This is a genomic window from Pseudomonas marginalis, assembly GCF_001645105.1.
GTDB lineage: Bacteria > Pseudomonadota > Gammaproteobacteria > Pseudomonadales > Pseudomonadaceae > Aquipseudomonas > Aquipseudomonas petroselini.
Genome location: NZ_LKEG01000057.1, coordinates 37,738 through 49,952 on the forward strand (window position 1 = coordinate 37,738; position 12,215 = coordinate 49,952).

Sequence of the window (12,215 nt, forward strand, 5' to 3'; positions counted from 1 at the left end):
CGGCCTCTCAGCCTAATGCCAGTCAGTTAAGAAGCAGCAAGAACGAAAAGTAACCCGTGGCGAGGGAGCTTGCTCCCGCTGGACTGCGCAGCAGTCCCAGTCTTTTGAAACAAAGAGCTGGGGCCGCTTCGCGACCCAGCGGGAGCAAGCTCCCTCGCCACAGGTACGGTGCTCACCCTTAACTGACGGGCATTAGCCTCTCAGCCGGTTTTTTTATTTCAACGAGTTCAGAACGAAGCGTTCTGCAGGCCGTCGAGGTAACGCTCGGCATCCAATGCCGCCATGCAGCCGGCACCGGCCGAGGTGATGGCCTGACGATACACGTGGTCAGCCACGTCACCGGCAGCGAAGATACCTTCGATGTTGGTGGCAGTGGCGTTGCCTTCGCGGCCGCCCTGCACCACCAGGTAACCGTCTTTGGCGTCCAGCACGCCTTCGAACAACGAAGTGTTCGGCGTGTGGCCGATGGCGATGAATACGCCGTCGACTTTCAGCTCGTCGAAGCTGCCGTCGTTGTTCTTCAGGCGCGCACCGGTCACACCCATGTTGTCGCCCAGGACTTCATCCAGGGTGGCGTTGAGCTTGAGGATGATCTTGCCTTCAGCGACACGGGCGTGCAGCTTGTCGATCAGGATCTTCTCGGCACGGAAGGTCTCGCGGCGGTGAACCAGGGTCACAGTGCTGGCGATGTTGGCCAGGTACAGTGCCTCTTCCACGGCCGTGTTACCACCACCGACCACGGCGACCGGCTTGTTGCGGTAGAAGAAACCGTCGCAGGTCGCACAGGCGGAAACGCCCTTGCCCATGAACGCTTCTTCCGATGGCAGGCCCAGGTAACGGGCGCTGGCGCCGGTGGCGATGATCAGCGCGTCACAGGTGTACACACCGCTGTCGCCGGTCAGGCTGTAAGGCTTCTTGGAGAAGTCGACCTTGTTGATGTGATCAAACACGATCTCGGTTTCAAAGCGCTCGGCGTGCTCTTTCATGCGTTCCATCAGCACCGGGCCGGTCAGACCGTGGACGTCGCCCGGCCAATTGTCGACTTCGGTAGTGGTGGTCAATTGACCGCCCGCCTGCATGCCGGTGATCAGCAGCGGCTTGAGGTTGGCCCGGGCAGCGTAGACCGCAGCGCTGTAACCGGCAGGGCCGGAACCGAGAATAATCACTCGCGAATGACGGGTATCAGACATGACTCACTCCTATCGACCGCCCGGACTACAAGGCGGCTGGAATAAAAAAGGGACTACGAAGCACTTGGGGAAGGCTTGAACTCGCAGGCCCTGAAAAATAATGGGTGCAGCGTATCGAGGGGGGCAAGATTAAGGAAATACGGAATAACAATCCAGCTCATAGGTGGTCTCTATGCAGTCGACCAGGTTGATCGACAGGATTCTTGCCTAGATGTTACTTATGATGTCGCCGCTTTCACCCAAGGTTTAAAGCCGGTAAGGTCGGCGCGTTCGTCCCCCTTGCTCGGAGTTCTCCATGCCCGCCCCTGCTCTTTCCGGCCCGCAATACCTGCGTGAAGGCCTCAAACTGGTGTTGAGCCCCGGCCTGCGCCTGTTTGTGCTGCTGCCGCTGGCGATCAACCTGGTGCTGTTCGTCGGCTTGATCTATTTCGCCGGCCATCAGTTCAGCCTGTGGGTCGACCACTTGATGCCGACACTGCCGAGCTGGCTGAGCTTTCTGAATTACCTGCTATGGCCACTGTTTGTGGTGCTGGTAGTGCTGATGGTGTTTTTCACCTTCACCATGCTGGCCAATATTATCGCGGCGCCGTTCAACGGTTTTCTTTCGGAAAAAGTGGAAGTGGTGGTGCGCGGCACCGATGACTTCCCGGCCTTCAGCTGGGGTGAGTTGATCGCCATGGTCCCGCGCACGCTGGCGCGGGAAATGCGCAAACTGGGCTACTTCCTGCCACGGGCCATCGGCCTGTTTATCCTGTCGTTCATTCCGGTGGTCAACCTGATCGCTGCGCCGCTGTGGCTGTTGTTTGGCGTGTGGATGATGGCGATCCAATACATCGACTACCCGGCCGACAACCACAAGCTGGGCTGGAACGAAATGCTCGCTTGGCTGCGCCAGAAGCGCTGGCAGAGCATGAGTTTCGGCGGCATCGTCTACCTGGTGCTGCTGGTGCCGGTGGTCAACCTGCTGATGATGCCGGCGGCGGTGGCCGGGGCCACACTGTTCTGGGTGCGCGAACAAGGCGCCGAGGCCATGGCATCGCAGCAAAAAGTGACCCGGTCATAAATCCATCATCTCGATGACACAATGACGACATGGCCCACAGTGACACTGTGGGTCATGACGACAGCCTCGCTTCACATCACCCTCATTACCGAAACCTTCCCGCCAGAGATCAACGGGGTGGCCAATACCCTTGGCCGCCTGTGCGAGGGTTTGCGTTCACGTGGCCACCAAGTCGAACTGGTGCGCCCGCGCCAAGGCGTCGATCAGAGCCGTCCCAGCGATGACGAATTGCTGCTGTGTCGCGGCTGGCCGCTACCGGGTTATCCGGGCCTGCAATGGGGGCAGTCGTCGATGCACAAGTTGCTGCGGCGCTGGACACGCCAGCGCCCGGACGTGCTGTACATCGCCACGGAGGGGCCATTGGGCCTATCCGCCTTGCGCGCCGCGCGGCGTTTGGGGATCAGTGTGGTCAGCGGCTTTCACACCAACTTCCAGCAGTACTCGAACCAATACGGCCTGAGCCTGCTGAGCCGGATGGTCACTCACTACCTTCGCTGGTTTCATAATCGTTCGACCCTGACCCTGGTGCCCAGCGCCAGCCAGCGCCTGGAACTGGAACGCCGGCATTTCGAGCGTCTGGGGATGTTGGCGCGCGGGGTAGACAGCCAACTGTTTCATCCCGCCAAGCGCGACAATGCGCTGCGGGAAAGTTGGGGGTTGAACAGTGAGCAAACCGCCGTGCTCTATGTCGGCAGGCTGGCGCAGGAAAAGAACTTGGGGCTGCTCAAGCGCTGCTTCGAGACCTTGCAGGACAGCTACCCGCTGCGTCAGATGAGACTGGTCGTCGTCGGCGATGGGCCACAACGCGCGATGATGGAAAAGGAACTGCCGGAGGCGATCTTCTGCGGCACCTTGCGCGGTGAAGAACTGGCACGTCATTACGCGTCAGGCGATGTGTTTCTATTCCCCAGCCTGACCGAAACCTTCGGCAACGTGGTACTCGAAGCGATGGCATCGGGATTGGGCGTGGTGGCCTATGACCAGGCCGCAGCGACCCAGCATATACGCCATGGCTACAACGGCGTGCTGGCGATGCCGGGGGACGAGGATGCATTTTGCGATGCCGCCAACTGGCTGCTGGAGGATGCCGAAAGCCTGCGCCGCATGCGCCTGAATGCACGCCAGCATGCGAGCCGCCAGGGCTGGCCGGCGATTATCGAGCAGTTCGAGCGCCAACTGCGCGGGGTCTGCAAGGACGGGCACCCGGTGCCCGCCCTGTCGCCGCTTACACCAGGCTCGTCAACGCCTCACGACTGAAGGGCAGGATGTCGCCTTCGCGGCCTTCGCGCACCTTCACGGCCCAATCCGGATCCACCAGCAGGGCGCGGCCCACGGCGACCAGGTCGAATTCGTCGTTGTTCAAGCGCTCCAGCAACTTCTCCAGGCTCGCCGGTTGCGCGACCTTGTCGGTGTTGACCATGAACTGCAGGAACTCGCCATCCAGGCCGACGCTGCCCACGGTGATGGTCGGCTTGCCGGTAAGCTGGCGGGTCCAGCCGGCCAGGTTGAGGTCGGAACCGTCGAATTCAGGCTCCCAGAAGCGGCGGGTGGAGCAGTGGAAAATGTCCACACCCGCGTCAGACAGTGGCTTGAGGAACTCACCCAGCGCCTCGGGGGTTTGCACCAGGCGCGCGGTGTAGTCCTGCTGTTTCCACTGGGAGAAACGCAGGATGATCGGGAAGTCCGGGCCAACGGCGGCGCGGGTGGCCTGGATCAGCTCGATGGCAAAACGTGAGCGGTTGGCCAAGCTGCCGCCGTATTCGTCGGTCCGCTGGTTGCTGCCTTCCCAGAAAAACTGGTCGACCAGATAGCCGTGGGCGCCGTGGATCTCCACGCCGTCCATGCCGATACTCTGGGCATCCTTGGCGGCTTGGGCGAAGGCGTCGATCACCGCCTTGATGTCTTGCTGGGTCATGCCGTGCACGACCACGTTGCCATCTTTGAGTTTTTCCATCGGGCCGTAGGCTGGCACGCTGGCGTCAGGCTCAGTGCCGATACGCCGTACGCTGCCCACGTGCCACAACTGCGGGACGATCTTGCCGCCTTCGGCGTGCACGGCGTCGACCACTTTCTTCCAGCCAGCCAAGGCAGCCTCACCGTAGAAGTGTGGAACATTGGGGTAGCCGTTGGACGCCTGATGGCCGACCACGGTGCCTTCGGTGATGATCAGGCCCACGCCAGCGGCAGCGCGGCGGCGGTAGTACTCGATCACCTTGGAATTGGGCACGCCGCCTGGGGAGAACGAGCGCGTCATGGGCGCCATGACGACGCGGGTCGACAGTTGCAATGCACCGAGCTGGAAGGGTTTGAACAAGGCCTGGACGGGCATGGGAGCACTCCACGAGAGACGGGGTTTATGATGGGGATCATATGGGCAGCGCAAAGCGCTGGGTAGCACTATTGATCTGAGTGATTAAGAGGTAAAAGTGGGATAGCCCGGTTGCCGCTGACCTGTAGTGAGCGGGCTTGCCCCGCGCTGGGTGGCGAAGCCGCCCCAGTAAAAACGCCGCATTCTGTCTAGAAATGCGGCGTCTGATTTTAGGGCGGCTTCGCCACCCAGCGCGGGGCAAGCCCGCTCACCACAAAAGCCTCCTGAACGTATTCAGGCCAAGGCTTTTTCGATGGCTTGGACGACCGTGGGGTCATCCGGCGCGGTGCGCGGGGAGAAGCGTGCGAGCACTCGCCCATCCTTGCCCAACAGGAATTTTTCGAAGTTCCAGGTGATATCCCCAGGAAACTCGGCGCCTTCGCCCGCCAGCAGGCGGTACAGCTGATGACGATCGGGGCCGTTGACCTCAAGCTTGCTGCCCAGCGGGAACGTCACCCCGTAGTTCAGGCTGCAGAACTGCTGGATCTCTTCTTCGGTACCCGGCTCCTGGCCTGCAAATTGATTGCACGGCAGGCCGAGCACGGTAAATCCCTGGGCCTTGTACTGCTGGTAGAGGTTTTCCAGCGCAGCGTATTGCGGGGTCAAACCACATTTGGAGGCTACGTTGACCACCAGCACCACTTGCCCCTTGAAGGGCGCCAGCGGCAGCTCTTGTCCGTCCAAAGCTTTGAGTTTCAGGTCGTGGAAAGCACTCATGACGAACTCCAGATATCCCATGTTCTTCGCATTGCGGCCCTTCGAGATTACAACCCGCAAGCCTGCAATCATAGACGCCGATTGCAAAACTCGCCTGCGGGTTACTGAGCGGTCGGCCAGGGCAAAATCGGAATGGCCGTCACGGCGTTCTGCGGGCTGCCTTCGATCAGGCGATCGCTGTAGACCAGGTACACCAGCGTATTGCGCTTCTTGTCGAGGAAGCGCACCACTTGCATGGTCTTGAACACCAGCGAGGTGCGCTCCTTGAACACTTCGTCACCGTCCTTGAGCTCGCCCTTGAAGCGGATCGGGCCCACCTGACGGCAGGCAATCGAGGCTTCAGCGCGGTCTTCGGCCAGGCCGAGGCCGCCTTTGACACCGCCGGTCTTGGCGCGGGACAGGTAGCACGTCACGCCGTCGACCTTGGGGTCGTCGAAGGCTTCGACCACAATGCGGTCGTTGGGGCCGACAAACTTGAACACCGTGGACACTTGGCCAATTTCTTCGGCCGAGGCCAGCAGCGGCATGGCCAGCAGCAGGCCGAGCAATCCCTTCATGACACGCATTGTGTATTCCTTTGGTTAGACCAGAATCAGGTTATCGCGGTGCACCAGTTCCGGTTCCGCCATGTAGCCTAATAGTCCGACAATCGCGTCAGACGATTGTCCAATAATTTTCTGCGCTTCAAGGGCACTGTAGTTGGCCAGGCCGCGAGCAATCTCACGACCGTCCGGCGCCACGCACACCACCATTTCCCCACGGCGGAAACTGCCCTGCACCAACTTGACGCCGACCGGCAGCAAGCTCTTGTTACCCTGGGACAAGGCCGATACCGCGCCATCGTCCAGCACCAGGGTGCCACGGGTTTGCAGATGACCGGCCAGCCATTGTTTGCGCGCGGCGAGCATGCCGCGTTCCGGCGACAGCAGCGTGCCGATGCGCTCACCGGCCTTGAGACGATCCAGCACGCGCTCCAGGCGCCCACCGACGATGATCGTGTGGGCACCAGAGCGTGCGGCCAGGCGCGCTGCGCGCAGCTTGGTCTGCATGCCACCACGGCCCAGGGCGCCGCCAACGCTGCCGGCCACGGCGTCCAGCGCCGGGTCATCGGCACGCGCTTCATAAATAAGCTGGGCGTCGGGGTTGTTGCGCGGGTCGGCGTCGAACATGCCGTCGCGGTCGGTGAGGATCACCAGCAGGTCAGCTTCCACCAGGTTGGCAACCAGGGCGGCCAGGGTGTCGTTGTCGCCGAAGCGGATTTCGTCGGTGACCACGGTGTCGTTCTCGTTGATCACCGGGATCACCTTCAGCTCCACCAGCGCGCGCAAGGTGCTGCGGGCATTGAGGTAGCGCTTGCGGTCGGACAGGTCGTCGTGGGTCAGCAGGATCTGCGCCGTGTGGCGGCCGTGCTCGGCAAAGCTGGATTCCCAGGCTTGCACCAGGCCCATCTGGCCGATGGCGGCGGCGGCTTGCAGCTCGTGCATCGCGCTGGGTCGCGCGGTCCAGCCAAGGCGGCTCATCCCGGCGGCAACCGCCCCGGACGACACCAGCACCAACTCAACACCGGCCTCATGCAAGGCCACCATCTGCTCGACCCAGACGCTCATGGCTGCGCGATCCAGCCCCTTGCCATCCGCCGTCAGCAACGCACTGCCGATCTTTACGACCCAGCGCTGCGCACCTGTCACTTTGCTCCGCATCATCTTCAACCTTAGATTGAGGGTTGCGCGACCCAGCGCCGCCCATAACGTTAAACCCGGATACTAAAACGCCGCTCTATAAGGAGCGGCGTTCAAGTTTATCGCAACGGATCAGTCACGCACGTAAATGATTTCCGGACCGTCTTCATCATCCACGTCTTCTTCGTCCCAATCATCGTCGCCGATGTCGTGGACCGACTTCACGCCGCTGCGGCGCAGGGCACGCTGGTCGTCCAGGGCTTGCAGCTGGGCACGGGCTTCGTCTTCGATCTGCTGGTCAAGCTCGGCGAGTTCGGCCTTGAATACCGGGTCGGCCGCCAGGCGGTCGGCGCGGTCTTCGAGGTAGCGCATGATGTCGCGGGTCAGGCGCTCGGTGCCTTCTTTCGCGATGGCCGAGATCACGTAGACCGGGCCGGTCCATTCCAGGCGATCGACGATTTCCTTGACGCGCTCCTCGTGTTCTTCTTCGAGGATCTGGTCGCACTTGTTCAGCACCAACCAGCGATCACGCTCGGCCAGGGCCGGGCTGAACTTGGTCAGTTCGCTGACGATCACTTCGGCGGCGTCCGGTGCGCTGGTGTCATCCAGCGGCGCCATGTCCACGAGGTGCAGCAGCAAACGGGTGCGCGACAAATGCTTGAGGAAGCGGATGCCCAGGCCAGCGCCATCGGAGGCACCTTCGATCAGGCCGGGAATGTCGGCGATCACGAAGCTTTTCCAGCGGTCGACGCTGACCACGCCCAGGTTGGGTACCAGGGTGGTGAACGGGTAGTCGGCAACCTTTGGCTTGGCAGCCGAGACCGAGCGAATGAAGGTACTTTTGCCGGCGTTCGGCAGGCCCAGCAGGCCCACGTCGGCGAGCACTTTCATTTCCAGCTTGAGGTCACGCTGCTCGCCCGGCTTGCCTGGCGTGGTCTGGCGCGGTGCACGGTTGGTACTGGACTTGAATCGGGTGTTACCCAGACCGTGCCAGCCGCCCTGCACAACCATCAGTTTCTGGCCGGCCTTGGTCAGGTCGCCAATCACTTCCTGGGTAGCGGAGTCGATGATCGTGGTGCCGACCGGCACGCGCAGTACCAGGTCTTCGCCTTTTTTACCGGTGCAGTCGGTGCTGCCGCCGTTGGAGCCACGCTCGGCATCAAAGTGCCGGGTGTAACGATAGTCGACCAGGGTGTTGAGGTTTTCGTCGGCCATCATGTAGATGGAACCACCGTCACCGCCATCACCGCCGTTTGGGCCACCGTTTTCGATGAATTTTTCGCGACGGAAACTCATGCAACCGTTACCGCCGTCGCCTGCTTTTACTCGGATGGAAACTTCATCAACGAACTTCATAACAAAACGCCTCTCGCCGCACGGACGAGCTTAAGAAACCAAGACATAAGACTCTTGCAAAAATGAGCGCAGCGACCTCAATCAACGACCGCAAATCCAGCGCTTGAGCCCATTACAAACAGCTTTGCAAGAGACTCACCCCACAAACGAAAAAGCCCCGTCGCAAGACAGGGCTTTTCCAGCGATCTCGCAATTAAGCTGCGACAACGCTCACGTAACGGCGGTTGAAAGCGCCTTTTACTTCAAACTTGATCACGCCTTCGATTTTCGCGAAGAGGGTGTGATCTTTACCCATGCCAACACCGTAACCGGCGTGGAATTGGGTGCCGCGCTGACGCACGATGATGTTGCCCGGAATGATTTTCTGGCCGCCATACATCTTCACGCCAAGGCGTTTGGCTTCTGAGTCGCGACCGTTACGGGTACTACCACCAGCTTTTTTGTGTGCCATGAGTCAATTCTCCTAGTGAGGAATTAGGCTGAAATTAAGCCTGAATACCGGTGATTTTGATCTCGGTGTACCACTGGCGGTGGCCCATACGCTTCATGTGGTGCTTACGACGACGGAACTTGATGATGCGGACTTTATCGTGACGACCTTGGGAGATCACTTCAGCCACAACGGTAGCGCCAGCAACAACTGGAGCGCCGATGTTCACGTCATCGCCATTGGCGACCAACAGAACGCGATCAAAAGTAACGGATTCGCCGGTAGCGACTTCCAGTTTTTCGATCTTCAGGTATTCACCTGGGGCGACTTTGTATTGCTTGCCACCAGTAACAATTACTGCGTACGACATGGTATTTCTCCGATAATCCTGCTCACCCAGCGCTTTATAAGAAGAGGTATTGGCTGGCATGGCTGCATGGGATGGACGTCCCGAATGCAATTGCGTAAGGCAGGTGCTGCCCAGGAAGTTCAGGGTGCGCGATTGTACGCAAGCTATGGGAGGCTTGCAAGTGGCCGTCTATCGCGCCTTGACACCCGGGGGCCTGGGTCCTAGCATGCCGCGCAACCCTTCTGGAGCGACTGTCGCTGATGCAACCCCAAGCTTTCTACCGCGCGGTCGCGGACGATTTTAGCGCCGTCGACGGCATCATCAAGAAGCAGCTGACTTCTAAAGTGCCGCTGGTCTCCAAAATTGGCGACTATATTACGTCGGCGGGCGGTAAGCGCCTGCGTCCTTTATTAGTGTTGCTGTGTGGCAAGGCCCTGGGCCGCGAAGGCGATGACCTGCGCCTGCTGGCGGCCACTATCGAATTCCTGCACACCGCGACCCTGCTGCATGACGACGTGGTCGACATGTCCGGCATGCGCCGTGGCCGCGAGACCGCCAATGCCATGTGGGGCAACGCCCCTAGCGTGCTGGTGGGCGACTTCCTGTACTCGCGCTCGTTCGAAATGATGGTTGAACTCGGCTCGATGCCGGTGATGAAGATTCTTTCACAGGCCACGCGCATCATCGCCGAAGGCGAAGTGCTGCAACTGTCAAAGGTCCGCGACGCCAGCACCACTGAAGAAACCTACATGGAAGTGATTCGCGGCAAAACCGCGATGCTCTTCGAAGCCTCCACCCACAGCGCCGCCGCGCTGTGCGGCGCAACGGTCGAACAGGCCGAAGCCCTGCGCACCTTTGGTGATCACTTGGGCGTGGCCTTCCAACTCGTGGACGACCTGCTCGACTACCGTGGCGATGCCGAGACCCTGGGCAAGAACGTCGGTGACGACCTGGCCGAAGGCAAGCCAACCTTGCCGCTGATCTACACCATGCGCGAAGGGACGCCGGAACAGGCTGCCCTGGTGCGCAAGGCGATCCAGAAAGGCGGGATCGAAGACCTGGAGGCCATCCGTGCCGCTGTCGAAGCGTCGGGTTCCCTGGAGTACACCGCGCAACTGGCACGCGATTACGTGGCCCGTGCGATCAAGTGCCTGGAAGCCCTTCCAGCCAGCGAATACCGGGACGCCCTGGTTGAGCTGAGCGAGTTTGCGGTCGCGCGTACGCACTAAAATAATGTGGGAGGGGGCAAGCCCCTCCCGCATTTAGTTTGCATTACCTATCCAAGACCACGCCCTGCCTTGGCTCAATTCCCTATATAATGTGCGACTTTTAGCCATCCTGACTTTCAAGGAGCTGTAGTGAGCACGTTGCCACCCTGCCCGAAATGCAATTCCGAATACACCTACGAAGACGGCGCCCAGCTGATCTGCCCGGAATGCGCCCATGAGTGGTCCGCCAGCGGCGAGGCCGACACGGCCAGCGACGAAACCGTGAAGAAAGACTCTGTGGGCAATGTCCTGCAGGACGGCGACACCATCACCGTGATCAAGGACCTCAAGGTCAAGGGCACCTCCCTGGTGGTCAAGGTCGGCACCAAGGTCAAGAACATCCGCCTGTGCGACGGCGACCACGATATCGATTGCAAGATCGACGGTATCGGCCCGATGAAGCTCAAGTCCGAGTTCGTGCGTAAAGTCTGAACCTGTTGCTTCCATCCCGCGCCCGCCGCGGGATGGCGTTTCGCCCTCCCCGTTGATCGAACGCAATATCCACACAGAAAAAAACACAAATCGCCAATAGGTACTTGCTATTCTACGAATAAGAATTATTCTCATTGAACTCATCAAGGAGAACGACCATGACTTATTTGATAGATGCCTGGCTGGACCGCCCACACCCCTACCTGCGGATCCTGCATCGGGAAACCGGTGAAGTCTGTGCGGTACTGGAAGAAGAAGCGCTGAATGAACTGCAGGACCAGGGCGACCTGGACGTCAACGGGCTGAGCTCGAGTGAACCTGGGGTGCTGAAGGAGGTGGTACGTAATCTGTTTCTGTTCTGCTATGCCCGAGCGTTGCGCCCGGCGACGGAGCTGAATGGCAAGTTCCATCCATGAACCACCACGCACATTCTGTGAGTACGGGCCTTATGTGGGAGTGGGCTTGTTGTGGCGAGCACGCTTGCTTGCGCTGGGGTGCGAAGCGCCCCTGACTGCCGACGACTGCTGCGCAGCCGAGCGGGAGCATGCGCCCTCGCCACGACAAACCCGCTCCCACACAAGCCCAACACCCACAGAAATCAGCAGGTCTTACAGAACGTCGAGCAGCTCGACGTCAAACACCAGAACGCTGTGCGGCGGGATGCTGCCAACGCCTTGAGCGCCGTAAGCCAGTTCGCTCGGCACGTACAGGCGCCATTTGCTGCCGGCATTCATCAGTTGCAGGGCTTCGGTCCAGCCGGCGATCACGCCGCCCACCGGGAATTCTGCAGGCTGGCCGCGATCGTAGGAGCTGTCGAACACAGTGCCATCGATCAGCGTGCCGTGGTAGTGAGTACGCACTTGGTCTTCACGGGTCGGCTTGGCGCCGTCACCGGCAGTCAGCACTTCAAATTGCAGGCCGGAAGCCAGGGTGGTGATGCCATCACGCTTGGCGTTTTCAGCCAGGAATGCCAGGCCAGCGCCAGCCGCCGCTTCAGCCTTGGCGGCCGCTTCGGCTTGCATGATTTCGCGGATCACCTTGAAGCTGGCGGCCATTTGTTCCTGGTCGACACGGCTTGGCTTGCCGGCGAATGCGTCGGTCAGGCCAGCCAGGATCGCGTCCAGGCTGACGCCCGGTGGTGGGTTGTCGCGCAGTTGGTCGCCCAACTGACGGCCGATACCGTAGCTGACGCGGGTTTCGTCGGTGGACAGATTAACTTCGGACATGAAGAGGCTCCGCTGTAGGACAGCACGGTTTCCCGCGCCATCCAGAACTAAAAGGGCCCGCAGACTAGCACACAAGACCCGCCCATGATCAGCCCCCTCCCCCGTCAGCCACTGCGCTGGCACCCCTTCGTCGCTCT

Annotated in this window: 14 protein-coding genes; 5 read left to right on the plus strand and 9 right to left on the minus strand. The window is 60.6% G+C overall.

The features are described 5' to 3' along the window. Nucleotides 1-227: 227 nt before the first annotated feature. A complete protein-coding gene (gene trxB, locus AO064_RS27275; RefSeq protein WP_046035192.1) occupies nt 228-1,190 on the minus strand; it encodes a thioredoxin-disulfide reductase in 963 nt (320 codons plus the stop codon). 295 nt (nt 1,191-1,485) lie between these two features. Here trxB and cysZ point away from each other — a divergent pair, with 295 nt between their 5' ends. Together cysZ and AO064_RS27285 are read left to right on the plus strand one after the other, a co-directional pair. Next, nucleotides 1,486-2,253, plus strand: a complete 768-nt coding sequence (gene cysZ, locus AO064_RS27280; RefSeq protein ID WP_064055188.1) for a sulfate transporter CysZ — start codon at nt 1,486-1,488, stop codon at nt 2,251-2,253. 54 nt (nt 2,254-2,307) lie between these two features. Further along, nucleotides 2,308-3,510, plus strand: a complete 1,203-nt coding sequence (locus tag AO064_RS27285) for a glycosyltransferase family 4 protein (RefSeq protein WP_015885838.1) — start codon at nt 2,308-2,310, stop codon at nt 3,508-3,510. On the opposite strand, the gene AO064_RS27290 is transcribed toward AO064_RS27285, so the two are convergent. The 7 genes from AO064_RS27290 to rplU form a co-directional block, all read right to left on the minus strand. Then, the gene (locus AO064_RS27290; protein WP_046035191.1) at nt 3,479-4,582 is read right to left on the minus strand and encodes an NADH:flavin oxidoreductase; all 1,104 of its coding nucleotides are present in this window, start codon (nt 4,580-4,582) and stop codon (nt 3,479-3,481) included. The genes AO064_RS27285 and AO064_RS27290 overlap by 32 nt on opposite strands. Nucleotides 4,583-4,855: 273 nt before the next feature. After that, a complete protein-coding gene (locus tag AO064_RS27295) occupies nt 4,856-5,338 on the minus strand; it encodes a glutathione peroxidase (RefSeq protein ID WP_043205883.1) in 483 nt (160 codons plus the stop codon). 101 nt (nt 5,339-5,439) lie between these two features. Next, a complete protein-coding gene (locus tag AO064_RS27300) occupies nt 5,440-5,904 on the minus strand; it encodes a CreA family protein (protein ID WP_015885841.1) in 465 nt (154 codons plus the stop codon). Nucleotides 5,905-5,919: 15 nt separating this feature from the next. Continuing rightward, nucleotides 5,920-7,038, minus strand: a complete 1,119-nt coding sequence (gene proB / locus AO064_RS27305) for a glutamate 5-kinase (protein ID WP_026013771.1) — start codon at nt 7,036-7,038, stop codon at nt 5,920-5,922. A 111-nt stretch (nt 7,039-7,149) separates the two neighbouring features. After that, a complete protein-coding gene (gene cgtA / locus AO064_RS27310; protein ID WP_015885843.1) occupies nt 7,150-8,373 on the minus strand; it encodes an Obg family GTPase CgtA in 1,224 nt (407 codons plus the stop codon). 193 nt (nt 8,374-8,566) lie between these two features. Continuing rightward, on the minus strand, nt 8,567-8,824 hold the full coding sequence (gene rpmA / locus AO064_RS27315) for a 50S ribosomal protein L27 (protein ID WP_003176049.1): 258 nt from the start codon (nt 8,822-8,824) through the stop codon (nt 8,567-8,569). A 34-nt stretch (nt 8,825-8,858) separates the two neighbouring features. Beyond that, a complete protein-coding gene (rplU, locus tag AO064_RS27320; protein ID WP_007950961.1) occupies nt 8,859-9,173 on the minus strand; it encodes a 50S ribosomal protein L21 in 315 nt (104 codons plus the stop codon). A 239-nt stretch (nt 9,174-9,412) separates the two neighbouring features. Between rplU and AO064_RS27325 the strand changes: the two genes are divergently transcribed. The 3 genes from AO064_RS27325 (at nt 9,413) to AO064_RS27335 (ending at nt 11,268) form a co-directional block, all read left to right on the plus strand. Next, the gene (locus AO064_RS27325) at nt 9,413-10,381 is read left to right on the plus strand and encodes a polyprenyl synthetase family protein (RefSeq protein WP_015885844.1); all 969 of its coding nucleotides are present in this window, start codon (nt 9,413-9,415) and stop codon (nt 10,379-10,381) included. Between the two features lie 129 nt (nt 10,382-10,510). Next, a complete protein-coding gene (locus AO064_RS27330; RefSeq protein WP_015885845.1) occupies nt 10,511-10,852 on the plus strand; it encodes a zinc ribbon domain-containing protein YjdM in 342 nt (113 codons plus the stop codon). 158 nt (nt 10,853-11,010) lie between these two features. Then, nucleotides 11,011-11,268, plus strand: coding sequence for a PA4570 family protein (locus tag AO064_RS27335; RefSeq protein WP_003194088.1), 258 nt, complete (start codon nt 11,011-11,013; stop codon nt 11,266-11,268). Nucleotides 11,269-11,460: 192 nt separating this feature from the next. Here the strand turns inward: AO064_RS27335 and bamJ are convergent, their stop codons facing one another. After that, complete coding sequence (gene bamJ / locus AO064_RS27340; RefSeq protein ID WP_015885846.1) at nt 11,461-12,078, minus strand: BamJ family beta-barrel-assembly machinery protein; 618 nt, start codon at nt 12,076-12,078, stop codon at nt 11,461-11,463. Nucleotides 12,079-12,215: the final 137 nt, after the last annotated feature.